At 61.6% G+C, this 23,430-nt stretch carries 20 protein-coding genes and 1 riboswitch; of the genes, 5 read left to right on the top strand and 15 right to left on the bottom strand.

The genetic code is table 11. The features are described from left to right. Positions 1 to 8: 8 nt before the first annotated feature. From nagA to metA, 5 genes are all read right to left on the bottom strand, one after another. The gene (nagA, locus tag ATY29_RS25385; RefSeq protein WP_097533229.1) at positions 9 to 1,160 is read right to left on the bottom strand and encodes an N-acetylglucosamine-6-phosphate deacetylase; all 1,152 of its coding nucleotides are present in this window, start codon (positions 1,158 to 1,160) and stop codon (positions 9 to 11) included. Further along, positions 1,160 to 2,191 (bottom strand): SIS domain-containing protein, encoded by a 1,032-nt coding sequence (locus ATY29_RS25380; protein ID WP_097533228.1) that lies wholly within the window; start codon positions 2,189 to 2,191, stop codon positions 1,160 to 1,162. Before ATY29_RS25380 ends, nagA begins: the two co-directional genes overlap by 1 nt. Further along, a complete protein-coding gene (locus ATY29_RS25375) occupies positions 2,188 to 2,961 on the bottom strand; it encodes a GntR family transcriptional regulator (RefSeq protein ID WP_003567530.1) in 774 nt (257 codons plus the stop codon). The genes ATY29_RS25380 and ATY29_RS25375 overlap by 4 nt, the downstream gene beginning before the upstream one ends. A gap of 129 nt (positions 2,962 to 3,090) precedes the next feature. Then, positions 3,091 to 4,113 (bottom strand): aldose epimerase family protein, encoded by a 1,023-nt coding sequence (locus tag ATY29_RS25370; RefSeq protein ID WP_097533227.1) that lies wholly within the window; start codon positions 4,111 to 4,113, stop codon positions 3,091 to 3,093. A 126-nt stretch (positions 4,114 to 4,239) separates the two neighbouring features. Then, complete coding sequence (gene metA / locus ATY29_RS25365; RefSeq protein ID WP_097533226.1) at positions 4,240 to 5,163, bottom strand: homoserine O-acetyltransferase MetA; 924 nt, start codon at positions 5,161 to 5,163, stop codon at positions 4,240 to 4,242. 50 nt (positions 5,164 to 5,213) lie between these two features. After that, positions 5,214 to 5,291, bottom strand: a riboswitch (SAM riboswitch). A gap of 155 nt (positions 5,292 to 5,446) precedes the next feature. Here metA and ATY29_RS25360 point away from each other — a divergent pair. Beyond that, positions 5,447 to 7,309, top strand: coding sequence for an ABC transporter ATP-binding protein/permease (locus ATY29_RS25360; RefSeq protein ID WP_097533225.1), 1,863 nt, complete (start codon positions 5,447 to 5,449; stop codon positions 7,307 to 7,309). Positions 7,310 to 7,314: 5 nt separating this feature from the next. Here ATY29_RS25360 and ATY29_RS25355 read toward each other — a convergent pair whose 3' ends face one another. From ATY29_RS25355 to ATY29_RS25340, 4 genes are all read right to left on the bottom strand, one after another. After that, on the bottom strand, positions 7,315 to 7,944 hold the full coding sequence (locus tag ATY29_RS25355; RefSeq protein WP_003567537.1) for a DUF5666 domain-containing protein: 630 nt from the start codon (positions 7,942 to 7,944) through the stop codon (positions 7,315 to 7,317). A 170-nt stretch (positions 7,945 to 8,114) separates the two neighbouring features. Next, complete coding sequence (locus ATY29_RS25350) at positions 8,115 to 9,935, bottom strand: ABC-F family ATP-binding cassette domain-containing protein (protein WP_003567539.1); 1,821 nt, start codon at positions 9,933 to 9,935, stop codon at positions 8,115 to 8,117. A 3-nt stretch (positions 9,936 to 9,938) separates the two neighbouring features. Continuing rightward, a complete protein-coding gene (locus tag ATY29_RS25345; protein WP_193550373.1) occupies positions 9,939 to 10,595 on the bottom strand; it encodes a thiamine diphosphokinase in 657 nt (218 codons plus the stop codon). A gap of 120 nt (positions 10,596 to 10,715) precedes the next feature. Further along, positions 10,716 to 11,243 carry a MarR family winged helix-turn-helix transcriptional regulator gene (locus ATY29_RS25340; RefSeq protein WP_003567543.1) on the bottom strand — a complete coding sequence of 176 codons (528 nt, stop codon included), beginning with the start codon at positions 11,241 to 11,243 and terminating at the stop codon, positions 10,716 to 10,718. A 115-nt stretch (positions 11,244 to 11,358) separates the two neighbouring features. On the opposite strand from ATY29_RS25340, the gene ATY29_RS25335 reads away from it, so the two are divergent. Together ATY29_RS25335 and ATY29_RS25330 are read left to right on the top strand one after the other, a co-directional pair. Beyond that, entirely contained in the window at positions 11,359 to 12,897 is a 1,539-nt protein-coding gene (locus ATY29_RS25335) for an MDR family MFS transporter (RefSeq protein WP_097533223.1), read from the top strand. Positions 12,898 to 13,280: 383 nt separating this feature from the next. After that, positions 13,281 to 14,825: a M48 family metalloprotease gene (locus ATY29_RS25330; RefSeq protein ID WP_003567547.1), complete on the top strand. Its 1,545-nt coding sequence runs from the start codon at positions 13,281 to 13,283 to the stop codon at positions 14,823 to 14,825. Positions 14,826 to 14,876: 51 nt separating this feature from the next. On the opposite strand, the gene ATY29_RS25325 is transcribed toward ATY29_RS25330, so the two are convergent. The 5 genes from ATY29_RS25325 to ATY29_RS25305 all read right to left on the bottom strand — a co-directional run bounded on the left by ATY29_RS25325 (position 14,877) and on the right by ATY29_RS25305 (position 21,261). Beyond that, positions 14,877 to 15,740, bottom strand: coding sequence for an RNA polymerase factor sigma-32 (locus ATY29_RS25325; protein ID WP_003567549.1), 864 nt, complete (start codon positions 15,738 to 15,740; stop codon positions 14,877 to 14,879). 378 nt (positions 15,741 to 16,118) lie between these two features. Further along, positions 16,119 to 16,691: a CarD family transcriptional regulator gene (locus tag ATY29_RS25320; RefSeq protein WP_003543775.1), complete on the bottom strand. Its 573-nt coding sequence runs from the start codon at positions 16,689 to 16,691 to the stop codon at positions 16,119 to 16,121. A gap of 394 nt (positions 16,692 to 17,085) precedes the next feature. Then, positions 17,086 to 17,424, bottom strand: coding sequence for a ferredoxin FdxA (gene fdxA, locus ATY29_RS25315; RefSeq protein ID WP_003567552.1), 339 nt, complete (start codon positions 17,422 to 17,424; stop codon positions 17,086 to 17,088). Positions 17,425 to 17,617: 193 nt separating this feature from the next. After that, positions 17,618 to 18,022, bottom strand: a complete 405-nt coding sequence (gene hslR / locus ATY29_RS25310) for an Hsp15 family ribosome-associated heat shock protein (protein ID WP_003567554.1) — start codon at positions 18,020 to 18,022, stop codon at positions 17,618 to 17,620. A gap of 2 nt (positions 18,023 to 18,024) precedes the next feature. Further along, entirely contained in the window at positions 18,025 to 21,261 is a 3,237-nt protein-coding gene (locus ATY29_RS25305; protein WP_097533385.1) for a helicase-related protein, read from the bottom strand. A 795-nt stretch (positions 21,262 to 22,056) separates the two neighbouring features. Between ATY29_RS25305 and ATY29_RS25300 the strand changes: the two genes are divergently transcribed. Both ATY29_RS25300 and ATY29_RS25295 read left to right on the top strand, forming a co-directional pair. Beyond that, positions 22,057 to 22,212 carry a DUF3309 family protein gene (locus tag ATY29_RS25300; RefSeq protein WP_003543790.1) on the top strand — a complete coding sequence of 52 codons (156 nt, stop codon included), beginning with the start codon at positions 22,057 to 22,059 and terminating at the stop codon, positions 22,210 to 22,212. Between the two features lie 27 nt (positions 22,213 to 22,239). Continuing rightward, positions 22,240 to 22,500, top strand: coding sequence for a YMGG-like glycine zipper-containing protein (locus ATY29_RS25295; RefSeq protein WP_003543792.1), 261 nt, complete (start codon positions 22,240 to 22,242; stop codon positions 22,498 to 22,500). A gap of 147 nt (positions 22,501 to 22,647) precedes the next feature. Here the strand turns inward: ATY29_RS25295 and ATY29_RS25290 are convergent, their stop codons facing one another. Beyond that, on the bottom strand, positions 22,648 to 23,373 hold the full coding sequence (locus ATY29_RS25290) for a beta-ketoacyl-ACP reductase (RefSeq protein ID WP_003567558.1): 726 nt from the start codon (positions 23,371 to 23,373) through the stop codon (positions 22,648 to 22,650). Between the last annotated feature and the right edge of the window lie 57 nt (positions 23,374 to 23,430).

Genomic DNA, 23,430 nt, shown 5'->3' with positions numbered 1-23,430 from the left:
CCTTGATGTCAGGCCGCCTCGCCGCCGAGCCAGGCGGCGGTAACTGTGAGGGCATCGGTGAGATGCACCAGATCGGCGCGCGCGCCCGGCGAGAGATGGCCGCGGTCGCCAAGCCCGAGGAACCGGGCGGGATAAAGCGTCGCCATGCGCAAGGCTTCGGCGAGCGTCAGCTCCAGATAGGTCACGCCGTATCGGATCGTCGAGATCATATCGACGTCGGAACCGGCGAGCGTCCCGTCGGACAGCACCAGCTTCGAGCAGAACCCGCCCTTTTCGCGCCGGACGGTGCGCCCGTTCAGCGTGAACGAGTCCTTCTCAGACCCGACGAGCGACATTGCATCGGTAACGAAGAACAGCTTGCCTTCGCCGCGCTTGGCGCGCAGCGCCGTGCGCAAGGCTTTCGGATCGACGTGATGACCGTCGGCAATGATTCCGCACCAGACCGAGGGATGGTCGATCGCCGCGCCGACGAGACCGGGCGCCCGGTGTCCAAGCTGGCTCATGGCGTTGAAGAGATGCGTGACGCCCCGTGCGCCGGCATCGAAACGTTCTTCCGCCGCCTCGCTCGAACAATCGGAATGGCCGATGCTGATCGTGACACCAGCCTCTGCAAGCTCACGCACCTGGGCAACCGTCACCTGCTCGGCGGCCATGGTGACAAGCAGTGTGCCGATTGCTTCACGCGCCCGGATGAAGGCTTTGACGTCGCTATCCTCAACCGGTCTCATCAATTCGGCCAGATGCGCGCCCTTGCGGGCGGGCGCCAGGTGCGGGCCTTCGAGATGCAGGCCGGCGACGCCGCGGTTTGCCGTGACGGCCTCCTTCGCCGCTTCGATCGCGGCCATGGATGCCTCTGACGTATCGGTAATCAGCGTCGGCAGCAGCGACGTCGTGCCATAGGGCCGGTGCCCGTCGGCAATGATCTCCATCGAAGCGGCTGATGGTTCGTCGTTCAGCATCCGCCCGCCGCCGCCATTGACCTGCGCATCGATGAATCCGGCCGACAGAACGCCGCCGGCAAACGTCACCGTCTCGCCATCCGGCAGATCGTTTCTCCCAACGATCGCTTCGACACGGCCATCGGCAACGAGAAGCGCCTTGTCGTCATGGAAGCGCCCGCCGTCGAAGATGCGGGCGCCGACGAAGATCTTGCGGGCCATCAGACCGTCTCCGTCACCTTGAGCAGGTTGGCCGGCTTGTCCGGATCGAAGCCCTTGCGGCGCGTCACCGACTCGATCAGCCGGTAATAGACGAGCAGCGATACCAGCGGATCGATAAGGCCGTTGCCCGTCGTCGGCACGCGCAGATTGACGCCGGAAAGCGGCTGTGCCGAGAAGCCGACGGTAGTGGCGCCGAGCTTCTGCAGACGCTCCAGCGCCTGGCGGTTGTTGGCGAAGGCTGCATCGTCGGGCGCAAAGGCGACGATCGGAAAGCCCGGCTGCACCAGGCGCATCGGACCATGCATCAATTCCGCCAACGAGAAGGCTTCGGCATGCAGGCCGGAGGTTTCCTTGGCCTTCAGCGCCGCTTCGAGCGCGATTGCAAAAGCCGGGCCGCGGCCGCCCGTATAGAGCGAGGTCGCGTTGAAGAGCACCTCTTCGGCCGCCGCCGTATCGATCCCCGCGGTTGCCGACAGTGCCTCCGGCAGATTGCCGAGTGCCGCCTGCAGGTCGGATGCGCCGCCGATCGCAGCCGTGACCCCGGAAAGGGCGGCGACCGAGGCAATGAAGGATTTCGTCGCCGCCACGCTTTTTTCCGCGCCGGCATTCAGACCGAGAACGATATCGGCCTGTTTTGCCAGCGGGCTGTCGGTGACGTTGACGACGGCGATCGTCGTCGCCCCGCCCTTCTTCGCGGCATCCTGCAGTGCGACGATATCTGGGCTGGCGCCCGATTGAGAGACGGTGAAATGCACGCCGCCCTTCAGATGCAGCGTGGCACCGTAGACGGAAGCAATCGACGGACCGACCGATGCGACCGGAACGCCGCAGGTGATCTCGAAGAGATATTTGAAGAAGGTGGCGGCATGGTCTGAGGAGCCGCGCGCCGCCGTCGTCACCACGTTCGGGCGGGAGGATGAAAACAGCCGAGCGATCTCGGCGAAGACCGGTTCTTCCTTTTCGAGAAGGGTGGCCACCACCTCCGCCGATTGGCCGGCTTCCTGCAGCATCAGCGACTGGTTCTCACTCATAGGTCATCTCCGATTCTCAATTCTGCAACGAAATCATAGGCATCGCCTCGATAGTGCGAGCGGGTGTATTCGACGACGCGCTGGTCTTCCAGGCGCGAGACGCGCTCGATCAGCAGCGCCGGCGCACCCGATGTAACGTTTAGGATCGCCGCCGAGGACGGGTCCAGCGTGACCGCCGTAAGCCGCTGTAGCGCGCGCACCGGCCGGTGGCCGCTGGCCGTCAGCGCATCATAGAGCGATCCCTCGCCACCGGCATCATCGCCCAAGAACTTGATCGGCACCACGGCGCGTTCGATCGCCAGCGGCAGGCCATCGGCGAGGCGCAACCGGTCGAGCCTGAGCACCGGTTCGTCGCCCCCGAGGCCGAGCAGGAAGGATTCCTCCGGTGACGGGGTATTGACCGCCCGCGACAATATCCGTGCAGCCGGCAGGCGCCCGCGCGAGCGCATGTCGGCGGAGAAGGAGGAGAGCCGCCAGAGCGACTGCTCCATGCGCTCCACCCTGCTCGATACGAAAGTACCGCTTCCATGGCGCGATTCCAGCGCACCCGACGCCATCAGATCGCGGTAGGCGGTGCGCACGGTAACACGGCCGAGCTTCAGAGCCTCGGCGAGGTCGCGTTCTCCCGGCAGCGCCGTGCCGGGCTTCAGCAGGCCTTCCTGGATGAGGCCGGTCAACGCCTGCGCCAGCCGCTTGTAAAGCGGGCCGGTCAACGCCTCGTCACGCAGGCCGCGGCTGCTCAGCTCCGCTATCAGACTGGTTCTATCCATCGGCACACAATAGAACCTATCTAGAACCAATCGGCAAGGCGAAATCGCGCACTGGTAAGAAAAAACCTCCCCGCGGACCGGAGAGGTTCAATAGCGACTAAATTTGACAGGCGTGCGTCTGAAAAGACGTCAGCTCTTTGTGAAGATATAGTCCGTCTCCTGGCGCAGCACCTCGCCGGGCCGCAGCACAGCATTCGGGAAACCTTCGTGATTGATGGCATCCGGCCAGACCTGCGTCTCCAGGCAGAAGCCGGCGAAGGGGCCGTATTTGCGCCCGCCGAGGCCGGGTGCGCCGGTATTGAGTTTGAAGCCGGCATAGAACTGCACGCCCGGCTCGGTGCTGCGCACCTCCAGCGACACACCGGAATAGAGGCTGCGGGCGAGCGCCACGCTGCGCTTGGCAGTGCGCTCGGGCGACAGGCAGAAATTATGGTCGTACAAGGCTTGTTCGCTGCCGACGAAACGCTTCATCGGCGCCATTTCGCGGAAATCGAATTCCGTGCCGGCGACGGAACGGATCTCGCCGGTCGGCACCTGCCTTTCATCGGTCGGCAGATAGTGGTCGGCAGCAATCATGATGTCGTGGCCAAGCGCATCTTCGCGGCCGTCGAGATTGAAATAGGCGTGCTGGCAGACATTGGCGAGGGTCGGCTGGTCACTGGTCGATTCATAGGTCACCGACAGTTCGCCGTTGCCGTGCACCCAAAACGTTGCCTGGATGGTGCAATTGCCGGGATAGCCGGCGCGGCCATCGGGATCGACGATCTTCAGCACCACGCGGTCGACATCATGCTCGACGACCGTCCAGTTGCGTTTGGCGATATTATCGCTGCCGCCATGGAGATGCGTGACGCCATTTTCGTTCGGCTCCAGCTGGTAGTCCTTGCCGTCGAGCGTGAATTTGCCGCCACCGACGCGGTTGGCGCAGCGGCCGGGCGTCGCGCCGAAATAGGCCGAATAGAGCGGGTAGCTGTCGAAATCCTCAAAGCCGAGCTGCAGCGGCGCCTCATGCCCTTCCAGGCGCAAATCCTGGATGACCGCGCCCCAGGTGATGATCTTGGTTGTCAGCCCGCCGCCCTTGATGACGACACGATAGACGGTCTCGCCCGCCTTCGTCTGCCCGAAAACTTCCCGCTCCAACTTATCCGACATGATCGACCGTCCGTTTGATATCTAGGATTCCGACCGGGAACCTGCCCGCATTTGTTCCAAACCGCAACCGGTCGGAGGAGAAAGAAATGCCGCAGCGGCGATGCCGCGGCATTCGCTCGGTCACGTTCAGAGATCCGTGCCGATCTCCTCCACATCAAAGGGCGTCGTCTGATAGATTTCGTTGATCCAGTTGCCGAACAAAAGATGCGCGTGGCTGCGCCAGCGGTTCTGCGGCGCAAGCGCCGGATCATTATGCGGGAAATAGTTGTGCGGCATCTTGATCGGCACGCCGGTATTGACGTCGCGGAAATATTCGTCGGACAGCGAGGTGGAATCATATTCGACGTGGTTGAACATATAGAGCCGCCGGCCCCGCTTCTCGTGCACGAGGCAGACGCCCATCTCGCTGGATTCCATCAGGATTTCCAGGCTGCCGGATTTCTCGATATCGGCGCGGCGCACCTCGGTCCAGCGCGACACCGGCACCTCGAAATTGTCGGAAAAGCCGTTGAGATAGATGGAGGAAGGTTTCAGGTTGCGGTGGCGGTAAACGCCGAAGGCCTTCTCTTTCAGCTCGTATTTCGGAACGCCGTGGAAATGATAGATCGCCGCCATCGCGCCCCAGCAGACGTTCATCGTCGAATGCACATTCGTTTCCGTCCAGTCGAGAATCTCCCGCATCTCCGGCCAATAGGTAACGTCCTCATAGGGCAAAAGCTCGATCGGCGCCCCGGTGATGATGAAGCCGTCGAATTTGCGATGCTTCACCTCCTCCCAGGTCTGGTAGAAGGCAAGAAGGTGATCCTCGGAGGTGTTCTTCGCCTTGTGGCCGCCGATGCGGATCAGCGACAGCTCGACCTGCAGCGGCGAGGCGCCGACGAGGCGGGCCATCTGCAATTCGGTCTTGATCTTGTTCGGCATCAAGTTGAGCAGCCCGATCTGCAGCGGACGGATATCCTGACGGATCGCCAGCGTCTCGGTCATTACCCGCACACCCTCTTGAACGAGAGTTTCAAAGGCGGGCAGCGTATCGGGGATCTTGATGGGCATTGCGGTCACTCGATCAAAAAAGCAAAAAACCGGCGGCGAAAAAAATCGCTACCGGTCCGCACGCGGCCCTTTAGCAACTTTTTTAACGTGGCTGCAAGCCGGCCGGCCAAATCACCACGAAACGCTTCATTAGACCCAGTCGAGCCGCGAATCAACTGCCGAATGCATGCGGTAGCGTCCCATGCAAGCATCATCACAGTTTAATGACTGATAGAATCTGTTGATAGACCGGTAACGCCACCATGTTAATAATGGTAAGCATGGGCGATGTTGGAAAAGCGTGATGGCAGATAAGACCGAGGGGAGGCCGGGCATCCGAAGGCAGGATGGAGTAGGGTATGATCTCAGCCTGACTTATCGCCTCGGAGTGATGTTCTCAGCATTCTGGAATTCGGACGTGCGTGGCAAGGTGCTGTTTCTGGCGACCGTGCTGATCGTAGTCATCCTGGCGACGGCTTATGGCCAGGTCATCCTCAACGAGTGGAACGCCCCCTTCTACGATTCGCTGGAGCGCCGCGACCTCGGTGAATTCTTCCATCAGCTTGAAATCTTCGCGATGATCGCCGGTACGCTGCTGCTGCTCAACGTGCTGCAGGCTTGGCTGAACCAGATGACGGCGCTTTATATGCGTGAAGGCCTGTCGCGCGATCTCGTCGATCAGTGGCTGAAGCGCAAACGGGCGCTACGGCTCGCCTCCAGCGGCCTGATCGGCGTCAATCCGGACCAGCGCCTGCACGAGGATTCCCGCAACCTTGCCGAAAGCACGACAGGGCTCGTTCTCGGCCTGTTGCAGGCGACCATTCTTCTCGTAAGCTTCATCGGCGTGCTCTGGGAGCTTTCCAGCGGCTTCATCTTCCACATCAGCGGCCACAGCTTCTCCATTCCAGGCTATATGGTCTGGGCGGCGATGTTCTACGCCGCCTCCGCCTCGGTGCTGAGCCAGGTCGTCGGCCGCAAACTGGTGAAGCTCAACGCCGACCGCTTTTCGAAGGAGGCCGAGCTTCGCTTCACCCTGATGCACGCCAACGAGAACATGCCGGCGATCACCGTTGCCCGCGGCGAGGAAAACGAGCGCCGGCGCATCAACACCGACATCAGCTCGGTGCTGAGGGTCGTCAAGCGGCTCGCCATGGCCAACACCAACCTCACCTGGGTTTCGGCCGGCTACGGCTGGCTAGTGATCGTCATTCCGATCATCGTCGCCGCGCCGGCCTATTTCTCCGGCGGCCTCACCCTCGGTCAGCTGATGATGTCGGTCGGCGCCTTCAACCAGGTCAATACGGCGCTGCGCTGGTACGTTGCCAATTTCGGCCCGATCGCCGAATGGCGCGCCACGCTGATGCGCGTCACCGATTTCCGCCAGGCGCTGGTCGACATGGAGGAGGATTACGACCTCAAGGACAGTATTGCCTACGAAGCCACCGCGCCGGACACGCTGACGCTGAAAGATATCGTCATCGTCGCCAAGATCGGTGAAGAGATCGACGAATGCGGCGGATTCCGCCTGCGCGAAACCGATGTCGTGATCAAGGCCGGCGAAAAGATCATGATCAACGGCGATCATAGCGTCAACCGCAAGCTGCTGTTCCAGGCGATGGCCGGCCTCTGGCCGTGCGGCAGCGGCACGATGGGCCTGCCGCCGATCGACGACATGCTGTTCGTTCCACAGGTAGCCTATGTCCCCGGCGGCTCGCTGCGCGAGGCCCTGGCCTTTCCCGAAAGCCCCGACGCCTATGGGAAGGCGGCCGTCGAGGCAGCCCTCGAGAAGGCCGGCCTGCATTCACTGATCGCACGGCTCGATACCCGCGCCCGCTGGGACAAGCTGCTCGACAGTGATGAACAGAAGGCGATCGGCTTTGCCCGCCTGCTCCTCGTGCGTCCGCGCTGGATCGTCTTCGACGAAGTGCTGGAAGGCATGGAGCCGGAATGGCAGGAAACGATGGCCAAACTTCTGACCACCATGCCCGAAGCCGGCATGATCTATATCGGCCGCTCCGAGGCCTATCTTGAGGCGCTGCATCCACGTGTGCTGCATCTGCAGGCGCTGCCGTCAAAATCCGAGGAGCCGCAGCAGCAGCAACAAGTCGCCCAGACCGGCGTCAGTGCCGGTACGGGCACTGCCGCCGTGCCCACGCCGGCGCTCTAAGCCAATTACATAGGCGGCACAATGCCGTCGAGGCCGACGGCCACCTGGCTGGCCGTGATGCTGCCGTCCGCCGCCTTCTCGCCGGTGACGATGACGCCGGCGCCGGACTTCAGATCATCCTTGGTCGCCGGCGCCAAGGTCACAATCGGGGTCGCATCGGCGATGGTGATGGTCTTTTCCTTGCCCTGATAGGTCAAAGTGATCGTGTGGCCGTTGACGGATTTGACGGCATTGCTGACGGTGGCGTTGGTCATCTGGCTATTCGGCTGCGCATCCCAGGGGCGGTTGCCCTCGCCGGTCCCCTTCATCGACGCCGGAAAGATCAGCACCTCGATCGCGCCATCCGGACCGGTGCCTTTCGGGAGCGAAGCGACGCCGACGAAATCGCCCGGCTTGATATCCTCGACCAAGGCTTTCTTGATGCCGCCGACCTTCCAGCCGGCTTTTAACGTGATCGTCGCATCGCTGCCTTCGCGTGTTTTGACGACGAGTTGATCGCCGCTGAGGCTCTCGATGGCGCCGCGAACCCGAATGCGGTTCCCATCCTGCGCCTCTGCGGTCTGCGATAGGGCAAGCGCAACAAGGCCGCCGGCGGCAATTGCCGTGAGAATTCTGGAATGAGACTTGCGAGACATATGACTTTTCCTTGTCGCCATTGCGGTCGGCAATATCCCTACAGCGCCGCGCGTCTTTTCAGACGCGCAAAGGACGCTGTAACACTTGGATTTGCTGCCGGACGACACCCTATGCCGCGCGGCGATACACTGGCGAATCAAGGAAAGGTGAGGCGACAAGTTGGGAAGCCTCAGCCTTCCAACGCTTCCCGCAGCATTTCGAGCTCCAGCCACTCCTCTTCCATCTTGGTCAGGCTGGCGCGCAGCTTCTCCATCTCGCTGGCAAGCCGGTTAAAGGCGGCGGGATCGCGCGTAAAAAGATTGGGATCCGCCATCAGCTGTTCCCGTTTGGCGATCTCGGCTTCGGCTTTTGCCATTTCCTTCGGCAGATTATCCAACGCGAATTTCTGCTTGAAGGAGAGCTTGCTCTTCGAGCTTGTCCCGGAAGGTGCTGCCTCTTGGGCCTTCGGCTTCTCCGCCGCTTTCTCGGCTCTCTTGCGCTCCTCGAGCGCGCCCTTGCGCTGCGCCAACATATCGGAGTAGCCGCCGGCATATTCGATCCAGCGTCCGTCAGGTGCATCCGGCGTGGCGGGCGCGATCGTCGAGGTCACGGTGCGGTCGAGGAAATCGCGGTCGTGGCTGACGAGAATGACGGTGCCGGGAAAACCGGCGACGATTTCCTGCAGCAGGTCGAGCGTCTCGATATCGAGATCGTTTGTGGGTTCATCGAGGATCAACAGGTTGGTCGGACGGGAAAGAATACGCGCCAGCATCAGCCGGGCGCGCTCGCCGCCGGAGAGGCTTCTGATCGGCGTGCGCGCCTGTTCCGGCTGAAACAGGAACTCCTTCATGTAGCCGGTGACATGGCGCTGTTCACCGTTGACGAGCAGGTTTTCGCCGCGCCCATCCGTCAGATAATTGGCGAGCGTATCCTCGGGATCGAGATCCTCGCGCTTCTGGTCGAGTGTTGCGATCTCCAGATTGGTGCCGAGCTTGATCGTGCCGCTATCCGGCGAAAGCTGCCCGGTCAACATTTTCAACAGCGTCGTCTTGCCGGCGCCGTTCGGTCCGACCAGACCGATGCAGTCGCCGCGATGCACACGGATCGAAAACGGTGTGACGATGGCCCTCTCGCCGAAGCTCTTGGTGATCTTGTCGGCTTCGATCACCAGCTTGCCGGATTCCTGCGCGTCCGCAGCCGTCGCCTGCACCGTGCCTTGCGGTCCCTTGTGACCGCGATATTGCGAGCGCATCGTCTGCAGCTCGCCGAGGCGGCGCATGTTGCGCTTGCGCCGCGCCGTGACGCCGTAGCGCAGCCAGTGCTCCTCGCGCTCGATCGCCTTGCCGAGTTTGTGCTGTTCCAGTTCTTCGGCCTCCAGCACTTGGTCGCGCCAGGCCTCGAAATGCGAAAAGCCCCTGTCGAGCCGGCGCGAGGTGCCGCGGTCGAGCCAGACTGTTGCCGTCGAGACCTTTTCGAGGAAGCGCCGGTCGTGCGAGATCAGCACCAGGGCGCTGCGCGTCTTCTGCAACTCGCCTTCCAGCCATTCGATGGTGGGAAGGTCGAGATGGTTGGTCGGCTCGTCGAGAAGGAGAATGTCGGGCTCCGGCGCCAGCACGCGGGCAAGCGCGGCCCGGCGCGATTCGCCGCCGGACAGCATCCTCGGATCCTCCTCGCCGGTCAGTCCGAGATGGGAGAGCAGATAGCTGACGCGATAGGGATCGTCGCCCGGCCCGAGACCGGCCTCGGCATAGGCCTGGACGGTGTTGAAGCCGGCAAAATCCGGCGCCTGTTCGAGATAACGCACCGTCGAGGACGGATGACGGAAGACCTCGCCGGACTGCGCCTCGACCAGGCCGGCAGCGATCTTCAAGAGCGTCGATTTTCCCGAGCCGTTGCGCCCGACGAGACAGATTTTGTCACCGGGCTCGATCTGCAGGCTGGCGCCCGCCAGAAGCGGTGCGCCGCCGAAGCTCAGAAAGATATCGTCGAGTTTCAGGATGGGAGGGGCCAAAAATCAGACTCCGGAAAGATCATAGGGCCGGGCGAGCACGATCGCTCGGCCGCTGGCCAGCGAAAAGCGAACCTTGCCTTCCGCGACATTGGAAATGGTGCGCGACGAGCCGAAAGGCAGATGGAAATCGGCCAGCGGATAACGCGCATTGTCGATGCAAAGCCCGATGAGATCGCTGAACCCGAGCACGGAAAACAGGCTGCCCTTGGGAAGATCCAGCTCGATCGTACCGGCAAGCAGTGGCACTGCTTCCTCCTTGCCCGAGGTCAGCAGCAGATCGAAACCCTCTTCCGCCAGACCGACGGCCGACAGCAGATGCTGAAGCGCGTGGTCCGAGCGCTCGCCGCCAAGCGCACCGGCGAGGATCAGCCGCCGCGCACCCCGCGCGATCGCTTCCGACACGGCGATTTCGCCGTCCGTCGCCGCCTTTGCTGCCGGGTAGGGCTGTTTCGGCACATCGGGAAAGGCGCCTTCGAGATCGGCCGGGGTCGAATCGAAATCGCCGACCCAGAGCTCCGGCGTAATACCGAGTGCCGGCGCATGCCGCATGCCGCCATCGGCCGCGATGAAACGGCTGCCGTCGACGGCTTGGCGCAGGCGCTCGGTCAGGCTGAGTTCGCCGCCAAGGAGAATGGTGCAGGTGGATTGGCTCATGGGCATTGCCCTTAGCGCAAACGAGGGGTCGAGGGGAAGGGGCGCGGCTGGATCGGCCCCATTTGCCATCGAGCGCAGCGCATCCAACAGGATGCGCCCAGAGCGCTCGCTCAGGTGAAAACGGGGCTAGCCCGGCGTGTCCTTGTCACGCGATTGGAAGACCGCCTCGTACCCGCCGATGAAACGCTCGAACAATATAGCGAAGCGATCGACATCCTCCTCAGGCCAGTCGGAGACGATCTCGGAGATGATCGCGAGTTTCTGCGCGACGATCTCGGCAAGCAGACCCTGGCCGACCTCGGTGATGACGACGACAATCCGCCGCGCATCGGCCTGCGAAGCCTCGCGGCGCAGCACGTTACGCCCGACCATGTCGGCCACCACCCGGCTTGCCCGTGACGGATCGATGCGCAGCATCTCGGCGATCATGCCGACCGTGACTTCGCTGTCAGGCTGTGCCCTGCGCACGGCATCGAGCACATCGAGATGCGAAAGTTCAAGGCCCGGTGCAGCACTCTGGATCGCCAGCCGGCCGATCAACCGCCGCCCGGTCATCAGTCGCATGCGCCCCATGCTGCGGCCGATGCGAGGCACGCTTTCGTCGTCCGGCTCGGCCGGGTTCTTGGAGAGGATCCTGTTCAGGGCTTCATTCATGACAGCACCATAACAGAGCGGAATCGCAAATTGAATATGCCGATGTCAATCATGTGTCATTGACAATTATATGCCAACAGCACATAAAAAGCCATCCAACCGGAATGACGCCCCCATGGACATGCAACTCGCGCCTGCGCCGCTCGTGACGGATCCTCGTCGCCGGCTCATTCTGTTTTTCTTCCTGATGACGGCCATGTTCATGGCGACGCTGGATAATCAGATCGTATCCACGGCGCTGCCGACCATCGTCGGCGAATTCGGCCATCTCGAGCGTTTCGGCTGGATCGGCTCGGCCTATCTCCTTTCGCTCAGTGCCGTCATGCCGCTCTATGGCAAGCTCGGCGATCTCTTCGGCCGCAAATACGTGATGATGACGGCGATCATGATCTTCACCGTCGGCTCGGCGGTCTGCGGCCTTGCAGTCTCGATGAATACGCTGATCGCCGCCCGCGTGCTGCAGGGTCTTGGCGGCGGCGGCATCATGGTGTCGATCTTCGCCGTCAACGCCGATTTGTTCGAGCCGCGCGAGCGGGCGCGCTACCAGAGCTATTCCAGCCTGGTGCTGATGGCGTCGGGCGCGATCGGTCCGGTGCTCGGCGGCACGATGAGCGATCTTTTCGGCTGGCGCTCGATCTTCCTCGTCAACGTGCCGATCGGCTTCATCGTGCTCACCGGTCTCGCCTTCATGCTGCCCTATCGCAAGCCGCATCGCCGCCCGAGGATCGATTATGCCGGTGCGCTGCTGCTCGCGCTGACGACGACCAGTATCGTGCTCGCCACCGACAGCAGCGAACTGTTCGGCGCATTGATCTCGCCGCAGAGTATCGGCATCGTCGCCTTCGGCGTCGTCTGCGCCGTCACCTGGGTATTCGTCGAGCGCCGCGCGCCGGAGCCGATCGTGCCTCTGGAGCTCTTTCGCAATTCGACCTTCAGCCTGCTGCTGGTGATCTCGATCATGGGCGGCGCCATCGCCATCGGCATGGTCAATTACCTCGCCCTCTTCCTGCAAACCACCACCGGCCTTTCGCCTTCTGCCGCCGGCCTCCTTTTCATCCTTCTGACGGGCGGCCTCGTCTGCGGATCGCTTTCCGCTGGCCGCATCATCTCCAAGACGGGCCGCTACAAGCCCTTCGCCATTGCAAGTCTGACCTGCAGCGCCATTGCCTTCGCACTGATGTCACAGATCCATGCGGGAACGCCGATCGCTTTCATTGGCGCGATCATGATGCTGCATGGCATCGGCATCGGTCTTGCCCAGCAGGTTCCCGTCATTGGCGTCCAGAATGCAGCGCCCGCCCGCGACGTCGGCGCCGCCACCGGCTCGGTGACGTTGTCGCGCATGGGAGGCGCGTCGATCGCCATTTCCATCTACGGCGCGATCATCGCCTCCGAGCTTAACAAGGTCGGCGTCTCCATTCCCGGTGTCGCCGATATCGAGCAGCTGACGCCGAAAATGATGGCTTCCCTTCCCGAAGCAAGCCGCCAGGCCGTCGCCGATATCTATGCCGCCGCCTTCTCGCCGCTATTCATGACCGCCTCTGCCATCGCGCTGATCGGCCTTGTGGCTGCTATCCTGCTGAAGCCGGTACAACTACCCCGAGCCGGTGAGGCGAAGATGCAGCAACTGCCCGCGGCGGAAGCCGCGAAATAACGGATCGCGGCGGATACCTCAGCAGAAGGCGTTTCTTCTGATGGAAGCCTATCATGGATTGCAATTTTTTCGGCTGACTGCGGCTATTGGCTCGGTTGCTTCAATCGGGCCGTTCTTTTTCTGCGTCGCCGACGAATCTCCGCTTTCTGACGGAACTTTCGCCATAATTTCATCCGAGCGAAGGGAGGCCTCAACGCCCAAGGCTTGCCAAAATGCAACGGCGCCACATTTAAACAGAGTCTCGCTATGCAACCGATGCGTAAATCAGCTACAGCAAGGACTTGTATCGGCCGATTGTGCAGTGCGACAACAGGGGTGCGCACCTGTTGAATTTTCCTTGCCACGGTCGGTGCCTATCTGCGGCAAACCGGCAAAACAGCGACATGATGCGGAGAACCAGACTGGACAGCTTGACGACGTGGAAATCGCCCGCGCTTTCCAGTGATGCCTTGTTCGCGCCGTGGCGCCTCGCGCGTCGCCTGATGCTGCTTTCGGCCGTGGCAATGGCGCTGAATGGCTGTCAAACGCTGATGGAGCAATCCTATCAGCCGAGCGTCTCGCCCTCTTCCAATCCGCAGATCGTCGACGAGGTGCAGAAGAACGATCCGCGCGCGGCGATGGGTGCCCGCGAACATCCGCGCATCGTCGCAAGTTACGGCGGCGAATACAAGGACGCCAGGACCGAGCGCCTCGTCGCCCGCATTGCCGGCGCGCTGACGGCGGTGTCGGAAAATCCGAGCCAGTCCTACCGCATCACCATCTTGAATTCACCGGCGATCAACGCCTTTGCGCTGCCGGGCGGTTATCTCTACGTCACCCGCGGCTTGCTGGCGCTCGCTAATGACGCCTCGGAGGTCGCAGCCGTGCTGTCGCACGAAATGGGCCATGTGACGGCCAATCACGGCATCGAGCGGCAGAAGCGTGAAGAGGCGGAAGTCATCGCCAGCCGCGTCGTCGCCGAGGTGCTTTCCAGCGATATCGCCGGCAAGCAGGCGCTGGCCCGCGGCAAGCTGCGGTTGGCCGCCTTCTCGCGCCAGCAGGAACTGCAGGCCGACGTCATCGGCGTGCGCATGCTCGGCGAAGCTGGTTACGATCCCTATGCTGCTGCCCGTTTCCTCGATTCGATGGCGGCATACAGCCGCTTCATGTCGGTCGATCCTGAGGCCGACCAAAGCCTCGACTTCCTGTCGAGTCATCCGAATTCCGCCCAGCGCATCGAGCTTGCCCGCACCCATGCCCGCGCCTTCGGTCAGGAAGGTTCGGTCGGCGACAAGGGCCGCGATTATTATCTCGACGGCATAGACGGCCTGCTCTACGGCGACAGCCCGGAAGAAGGCTATGTGCGCGGGCAGACCTTCCTGCATGGCGGCCTCGGCATCCGCTTCGACGTCCCGCCGGATTTCCATATCGACAACAAGGTCGAAGCGGTGATGGCCACCGGCCCGAACGACATCGCCGTCCGCTTCGACGGCGTCGCCGACAATCAGAACCAGAGCCTCACCAACTATATTTCCAGCGGCTGGGTGACCGGCCTCGACCCCTCGACTATCCAGCCGGTCACCATCAACGGCATGGAAGCAGCAACAGCGCGCGCCAGCGCCGACCGCTGGGATTTCGATGTCACGGTGATCCGCAACAATTCGCAGATCTTCCGTTTCCTGACCGCCGTGCCGAAGGGCAGCGACGCGCTCGAGCCGACGGCCAATGTCCTGCGCGCGAGTTTCCGGCGCATGACGCCGGCCGAAGCTGCCTCGCTGAAGCCGCTGCGTATCCGTGTCGTCACCGTCCGGCCGGGTGAAAACATCTCGACGCTTGCCGCCCGCATGATGGGCACCGACCGTAAGCTCGATCTCTTCAAATTGATCAATGCCCTGCCCACGGGTGCAGCCGTCTCACCCGGCGATCGCGTCAAGATCATCGCCGAGTAAAAAAAGGCCCGGCTCGCGCCGGGCAGCTGTGCTGCTGGAGGGAAATAATATTCAGGCGTAGGCCGCCATATGCGGATCGGCGCTTACCAACGCGCTGCGCAGCTTCTCCATCGCCCGGCTTTCGATCTGTCGCACACGTTCCTTGGAAATGCCGAGATCGGCGCCGAGTTCTTCAAGCGTGGCGCCGTCTTCGGCCAGGCGCCGGGCGCTGATGATTTTCATCTCGCGTTCGTTGAGATGTTTCAGCGCCGACGCAAGCCAGATTCGGCGGCGCTCGCCGTCGATCATGTTGGAAACCTGCTCGTCGGGCAGCGGATCGTCGCTGACGAGGAAGTCCATCTTCTCCGCACTCTCGGCATCGCCGGAGACCGAAGGCGCCTGCAGCGAGGCGTCGTTGCCGGAAAGCCTGGCATCCATGGTCTGCACGTCGGCGAGGCTGACGCCGAGTGCGGCGGCGATTTCCTGGTGAATGGATTGCAGCGTCAACTGCGTATCACCCTTGGCGAGCTTGGCGCGCAGACGGCGCAGATTGAAGAACAGCGCCTTCTGCGCCGAACTCGTGCCGCCGCGCACGATAGACCAGTTGCGCAGGATATAGTCCTGAATCGAAGCCCTGATCCACCAGCTGGCGTAAGTGGAAAAACGCACGTCGCGTTCCGGCTCGAAGCGGGCGGCGGCCTCCAGCAGGCCGACATAGCCCTCCTGCACGAGATCGCTCATCGGCAGGCCGAAATTGCGGAACTTGCCCGCCATGGAGATGACGAGCCGCATATGGGCCATGGCAATCTGGTTGCGCGCACCGCGATCATCATGATCCTTCCAGCGGATGGCGAGATCGTGCTCTTCCTGACGGGCGAGATAGGGGGCGGCCATCGCGATCTTGATCATGCGCCGGTCTGCAGACATGTTCTTCATTTCGATCTCCTGAAACAGGCCTCTCGCCCTAAATGAACAATAAAACGCACCTTCCGGAACATCGCTGTCCGGACTGAATGAGGGTTCTGAATGCATAAAAGCCTCGCCCCTGGACTTTTCAGGGGGAGGCCCTAATTCTCATCATGGGCCGTTAAGACGGCCGGGCTGGACCTGTTTCTTCACGTTGCCGGATGGGCAATATTGAAAAGGCATGATCCGCTCCTCATCGAACATTGACGGAATAGCAGTTCGCCCGTCGAGGCATATTGCCGGCGAGCAGTCCGCAATTACGTGTGTTAAACGCGGCAGTCGGGAAAAAGTTCCAATAAAAAACCCGGCTTGCGCCGGGTTTTTTTGATCGGGAAAAACAGGGTCGCCTTAGGCGGCTTCGTCCTGCGAATCGTCTTCTTCAATCGCCTTGCCGCGCTTCGGCCCCTTGTTGAGATTGGTCTCGACGAGGCGGACCGCTTCGGTTTCCGACATCTTGTTGACGGCGGCAATTTCGCGCGCCATGCGGTCGAGCGCAGCTTCATAAAGCTGACGCTCGGAATAGGACTGTTCCGGCTGGTTCTCGGCACGATAGAGATCGCGCACGACTTCAGCGATGGAAATCAGGTCGCCGGAATTGATCTTGGCATCATATTCCTGGGCGCGGCGCGACCACATGGTGCGCTTGACGCGGGCCTTGCCCTGCACGACCTTCAATGCACGCTCGACGAAATCCGTTTCCGAAAGTTTGCGCATGCCGATGCTCATCGCCTTCGCGACCGGAACCTTCAGCCGCATCTTGTCCTTTTCGAAATCGATAACGAAAAGTTCGAGCTTCATGCCGGCAACTTCTTGCTCTTCGATAGCGGTGATGGTACCGACGCCGTGAGCGGGGTAGACGATCGATTCACCGGTCTTGAAGCCATGGCGTGCTGTGGAAGGCTTTTTCTGCTGAGTCGTCATTCTATTCAAAAACTCCCTGTTACGCTTCCGGCGGCGGCCGGAGCCGGGTCAGTCAGGCCCGGGTGAGACGGTAGTATCCGTCGGGTGACTTCACTCTGGTCCCATCGGGCAAAAGCAAAGAACTTCTCGCGCACGATCTTGGGACCCGGCGCTCAAAGCGTTGATATGTCACGGAAACCGCGTACGGATTGGTTTTGCTTTCGTGATGGTTTTGGGCATGCGTCATGCCACAAATGGAACAGTACGCGAAACCTATCATAAAAATATGAGGAAATCAATAATTTGCTTCGCTTGAGTCATGCGGGCAACACATGTCACCCATATTTCTCACGCAGCTTTTAAAACGTTTCGCCCCGCGGCCTCCCGAATCCGGCGACCGAATATGGCCGCCGTCTCAATCGCCGGAACCGGGTTTCTCGGAGAAATATTTCTCGAACTTTCCGGTCTCGCCATCCATTTCCTTGGCCTCGGGCAACGGGTCCTTCTTGACCGTGATGTTCGGCCAGATGGTGGCGTATTCGGTGTTGATCTTCAGCCATTTGTCGAGGCCCGGCTCGGTATCGGGCTTGATCGCCTCGGCGGGACATTCAGGCTCGCAGACGCCGCAATCGATGCATTCGTCGGGATGGATGACGAGGAAATTCTCGCCTTCGTAGAAACAGTCGACGGGGCAGACTTCCACGCAATCGGTGTATTTGCACTTGATGCAATTGTCGGTCACGACATAGGTCATGAAGAACTCCAGGATTCCATGCAGATGGGGCCGGGCAACCTGGAACGTCGCGCCTATCCCCGTGCCGGAGGAAAAGCGTGGGCAGGCTTGGGAGGCAAGCACGCTTCCGGCAGGTTGTCAGTGACGTATCGGCTTTAACGCCGGATTTCAAGGATAAACGATCTGCAAAAGCCGCCGGCGCGGGCAGAGTTTTCTAATCCTCGTCCGACATCAGCCTGTCGATTGCGCGCCGTTCCTTTTTCGTCGGACGGCCGGTGCCGGTCGCCCGGATCGCCTGCTCGTAGGGGGTGAGGCGTTTTGCCTCATCGGGCGGCGGCGACAGGTCCTCGTAGAGCAGGCGGGCCTCCTCATAAGGCCCCCGCCGCTCGCCGGCGAGGCGCATGACGAGAACGACATCGCGCCGCTCCAGCGTCAGCTCGATACGGTCGCCCGGCTTGACCATCTGGCTCGGATGATTGCAGCGCTCGCCGTTGATGCGCACATGGCCCGATTGGACATGGCTCTGCGCCAACGAGCGCGACTTCACCATGCGCGCGAAGAACAGCCATTTGTCGATGCGCTGGCGCGAACCGCTTGTCGGCTGTGTCTCCCCGCCCATGATTACTTCTTCATCTGCTCCTTGAGAGCCGCGAGCTTGGCGAAAGGTGAATCCGGATCGATCGGCTTCTCCTTACGCGGTGGCTTGGCCTCGAAGCGCAGCGGCTGCGAAGCGCCACGGTTGTTGTTGCGATCGTTGCGCTCACCCCGATCCTTGCGATCGCCGCGGTCCTGCCGGTCACCGCGCGGCTGATCGCCCCGTGGCTGGTTGTTGCGGTCGCCTCTTGCCTGCTGCGGCCGGCCGCCATCGCGATTGCCGCCGTCCTTGCCGCGGTTGTGACGATTATTGTCGCGGCCTTCGCCGCCACGATTGCCTTCGCCGCCTTCACCGCCGCCCGGCCGGCGATTGCGGTCGCCGCGTTCCTGGTTCTGACCGCGCTCCTGGCCCTGGCCGCCACGGCGTTCGCCATGGCCGCCGCGCGCCTGGCGCTGATTGTCGTTGCGGCCGCCAAGGCGCCACAGAAGAACCGGCTTCGGTTCCACCGGCTCGCCGGCTTCCCCAGAAGCAGGCTCTGCTTCCCTAGATGCCGACACGGTTTCCTCAGAAGCGGTTGCAGCCTCCGGGACAGCCGATGCTTCGGCCGAAGCGGGGGTTTCCACCGCTTCCGTCACAGCCGTGTCGACGGCATCAGAAGCCGCCTCGGTCGTGGCTGGCTCGACGGTCTCTTCCGCTGCACCGTCGGCGTCGTCGTGATCGGCCTTTTCGGTTGTCTCGTCCGCAGGCGTTTCCGTAGCGGCAGCCGGCGCCGAAACCGCATCCTGCGTCGCAAGATGTGCCGATGCCTCTTCCGCCTTCACGGCATCGGCGCGATAGCCGAGACCCTTGAGGATCTCTTCCATGTCTTCGAGCGTCGCTCCGAGGATCGACAGCATCGCCGTCGTCGTCGTGAAGCGGCGGCCGTCATAGGCGCCCTCCGGACGATTGTTCTGGCCGGGCTTCCACTGCAGCAGCGGCCGGATGATATCGGCAAGCCGTTCGAGGATGTCGATGCGCACGGCACGCTTGCCGAGGAAACGGAAGCCGGCGAGCTTGTAGAACATCCGCTCATAGCTCGGATCGGTGACGACGGAGGTGCGGCCGGCGGCGAGCACCGGAATCAGATCGCCGTAGCCCGGCTTATCCAAACCGTCGTTCTTCAGCGCCCAGAGCAGCGTGATGAGCTCGGCCGGCGCCGGCTTCAGAAGGGCCGGAACGAAAATATGATAAGCGCCGAAACGCACGCCGTAGCGGCGCATCGAGGCGCGAGCCTCCTGGTCGAGCGACTTGACTTCCTCGGTCACGTCGCGGCGGAACAGCACACCGAGATTCTCGACGAGCTGGAAGGCCAGCCCCTTGGCGAGACCCTGCAGGTCCTCGGCGCGCGAAAGATCATCGAGTGGCTTCAGCACCGTGCTGATATGATGATTGACGAAGCGTTCGACACGGGCGGCGACATGATCGCGGGCATTGCCCGTCAACTGCTCGTCGGCCAGCAGAATCACGCGCGGACGCATGATGTGATCGCTGCCCGAAAGCCGCGCCACCGGGTCGCCGATCCAACGGATCAACCCATCCGAACCGATCGCCAGGTCGCTGTTGCCGGCGGCATGGATGCGAGCCGCGCGGGCCTCGAATTCGAGCGCGAGCGCTTTCTGCGACGCAGCCTGAACCGCCTTGGCATCCGGTCCGTCCGTTCCCGCCACCGGCGTGAAGCGGAATCCGCTCAATTGCCCTACATGATGTCCTTCAACGAAGACATCGCCATTCACACTGATTTCAGCTTCCAGCATCGCATTCTCTCTCAGGCGCTTCATGAGCACAGATGTCCTGCGATCAACAAAGCGTTTCGTCAACCTCTCATGTAACGCATCGGACAATCGATCTTCGATTTCCCGCGTCTTTTCCTGCCAATGTGTCGGATCGGCCAGCCAGCCGGGACGATTCGAAACGTAGGTCCAGGTTCTTATCTGCGCGATTCGCGCCGAAAGCGTGTCAATTTCCCCATCTGTCCGATCGGAGCGGTGAACCTGTTCCGCGAGAAACTGCTCGTTCACCGTGCCATAGCGGACGAGATCGGAAAAGAGGGTCGAGATAAGATCGGCATGTTGTGCCGGGGTGATACGCCGATAGTCGGGAAGCGCGCAAGCCTCCCAGAGTTTTTCGACGCGGGCCGGCCTGTCGGCAAGGTGGATGACCTCGGGATAACGCGAAAGCTGTTCCAGCGCCTGCTGGTCGACCGCAGGCAGCGCCCGCGTCAGCCCCGGCACGCGCGGTCCCGCCTCGAGGCTGGCGCGCAGCGATGGGATCGATGAGAAGTCCATCTCGGTGGTGCGCCACTGCAAAACCTTGACGTTGTCGAATTCGTGCCCCTCGATGCGCTGCACCAGCTCCTCGTCGAAGGGGGAAACCTGTCCGGTGACGCCGAAGGTACCGTCACGCACGTGCCGCCCGGCGCGCCCGGCGATCTGGCCGAGTTCGCCCGGATTGAGATTGCGGAACTGGTAGCCGTCGAATTTCCGATCCTGGGCGAAGGCGACGTGGTCGACATCGAGGTTGAGGCCCATGCCGATCGCATCGGTCGCCACCAGATATTCGACGTCGCCAGCCTGATAAAGCGCCACCTGCGCATTGCGGGTGCGCGGGCTGAGCGCGCCGAGCACCACAGCCGCGCCGCCGCGCTGCCGGCGGATGAGCTCGGCGATGGCATAAACCTCATCGGCCGAGAAAGCGACGATAGCCGAGCGCTGCGGCAGCCGGGTGATCTTCTTCTGCCCGGCATAGAAAAGATGCGAAAGCCGCGGCCGCTCGACGACAGTGATGCCGGGCAGGAGCTGCTGCAGGATCGGCTGCATCGTCCCTGCACCGAGCAGCAGCGTTTCCTCGCGGCCGCGAAGATGCAGGATTCGGTCGGTGAAGATATGGCCGCGCTCGAGATCGCCGGCGAGCTGCACCTCGTCAATTGCGACGAAAGCGGCCTTGGTCTCACGCGGCATCGCCTCGACGGTGCAGACCGAAAAACGCGCATTGGGCGGCGAAATCTTTTCCTCGCCGGTGACCAGCGCCACATTCTGCGCGCCGACCTTCTCCACCACCCGCGTATAGACCTCGCGCGCCAGCAGCCTGAGCGGCAGGCCGATCACGCCGGTCCCGTGCGCGACCATGCGCTCGATCGCATAATGGGTCTTACCGGTATTGGTTGGCCCAAGCACCGCGGTCACACCGCGCCCGCTCAGTATCATCGGCTGCGAAGTCAGAGTCATGGTCCATGCAAATGAGGCAGGCAGCCCCAAGGAAAAGAATGCTTCGCTAATGGAAGCCAGAGAACACATGGACAGCCGCCGCCGCAAACGCAAGGGCAGATTTCAAAATGCTTCCGGGATTACGACCTTTGCGAGTCATTCGGAATGCCGGCGTCACCGATTCGGAACAGCGTGAGAACGAATCAGAGACGAATCGCTGACTCCCGATGATTCAGTTTTTGTTCACGGCTAAGTATTGATTTTGAATCACTTTTCCCCACTAGATGCTGAATCGCCGGAATCCCTCCGCTTGGCATTTTCGTCGCCGCCATCAGCGATTCCGTCCGCCTGCGAACAATCAAAAATTGCGCCCGAAATTAACCTCTCGACCAAAGCCGGAACGAATCGGCGACGAATCACTGACCCTATTGTTTTCGCCTTTCGTTCACGGCCATATCTGGTGGCGAAATTCAGTCCATGTGCTAGATGCGGATCGCCGATCCGGCTCCCCGTTCGGCCCTGTCCCATCGGCATTAATCTTTCGGAAGCCGGATTCATATGCCGTTAAGCCGGGATGGTCGCTGGCGGCGCACCGATCAAAAACGGAACGAATCGCTGACGAATCGGCGACATCGGGATCTTCTCGCTTTGTTCACCGCAACATATTGTATTTGAACGATTTTTTTACCATACGAGCATGTTTCGGATTGGGCCAGGGTTCGGACGCGTCACATTTCCACGCTTAACCGGGAACAAAAATCGCCAATGCGTGTTTCTCGTCCATTCAAATTGCCGATGAAATGAAGGAAACACACCATGCTTGGCACAATACTTCTTGTTATCCTCATTCTGCTCTTGATCGGAGCCTTGCCGAATTGGGGTTATAGCCGTGGCTGGGGCTATGGACCTTCTGGCGGTTTGGGGCTAGTTCTCGTGATTATCATTATCCTTGTACTCATGGGCCGCATCTAAAGGCCAACAAACCTGGGGAGTTACGACATGATGAAGAAGATTGTTCTTATTGGTGCGCTCGTGGGCGCCCTGGCATCCTGCACAGCGACCGAGCAAGGCACGGCGATCGGCGCCGGCACCGGTGCTGTTATCGGTGGTGCCGTCACCAACAGCTGGGGTGGTGCCGCCGTCGGCGCCGTTGCCGGCGGTCTGACCGGCGCTCTCATCGGCCAGTCGGTCGAACGCCGCGGCTACTGCGTCTATCGCGACCGCTACGGCCGCCGCTACGAGGCCCGTTGCCGCTACTGATCGGCAAAAGCATATCGGACTTCCCAACGGGCGCTTCGGCGCCCGTTTTTCTTGCTGCCTACTCCGTCATGGACCGACGCATGAATAAGCAAGGACGCGTCCAAACGGACGCGCCCTTGCTGCAATTCATTCATGAGCCTTGCGGGACTAGACGAAGAACTGCCCGCCATTGGCCGTCAGCGTCGAACCGGTGATGAAGCCGGCATCGTCGGAGGCGAGGAAGGTGACGCAGCGCGCGATTTCCTCAGGCTCGCCGAGACGGCCGACGGGAATCTGCGGAATGATGCGTTCGTTCAGCACCTTCTCCGGCACGGCAAGCACCATCTCGGTTCCGATGTAACCGGGGCAGATGGCGTTGACGGTGATGTTCTTGGCTGCCCCTTCCTGGGCCAGCGCCTTGGTGAAACCGAGATCACCCGCTTTGGCCGCCGAATAGTTCGCCTGACCCATCTGGCCCTTCTGGCCATTGATCGACGAGATATTGACAATGCGGCCGAAACTGCGGTCGCGCATGCCGGTCCAGACCTGATGCGTCATGTTGAACAGGCCGGTGAGGTTGGTATTGATCACCTCGTGCCACTGCTGCGGCGTCATCTTGTGGAACATCGCGTCGCGGGTGATGCCGGCATTGTTGACCAGCACTTCGACCGGCCCGATCTCGCTTTCGATCTTGGCGATCCCCTCGCCGCAGGCAGCGTAATCCGAAACATCCCATTTGAACACCGCGATGCCGGTGGCGTCGTGGAAGGCATTGGCCTTCTCGTCGTTGCCGGCATAATTGGCGGCAACCCTATATCCGGCGTTTTTCAACGCCACAGATATTGCCGCGCCGATGCCGCGTGTACCCCCGGTGACCAAAGCCACTCTGCTCATGTTCCGCTCCCTTTTGTTTTCGCCCGCCGTGGCAGGATTTCAATCAATGACGGATCG

The sequence above is a fragment of the Rhizobium hidalgonense genome (assembly GCF_002914525.1).
Lineage (GTDB): Bacteria > Pseudomonadota > Alphaproteobacteria > Rhizobiales > Rhizobiaceae > Rhizobium > Rhizobium hidalgonense.
This window is presented reverse-complemented; position numbering and strand designations above follow the sequence as displayed.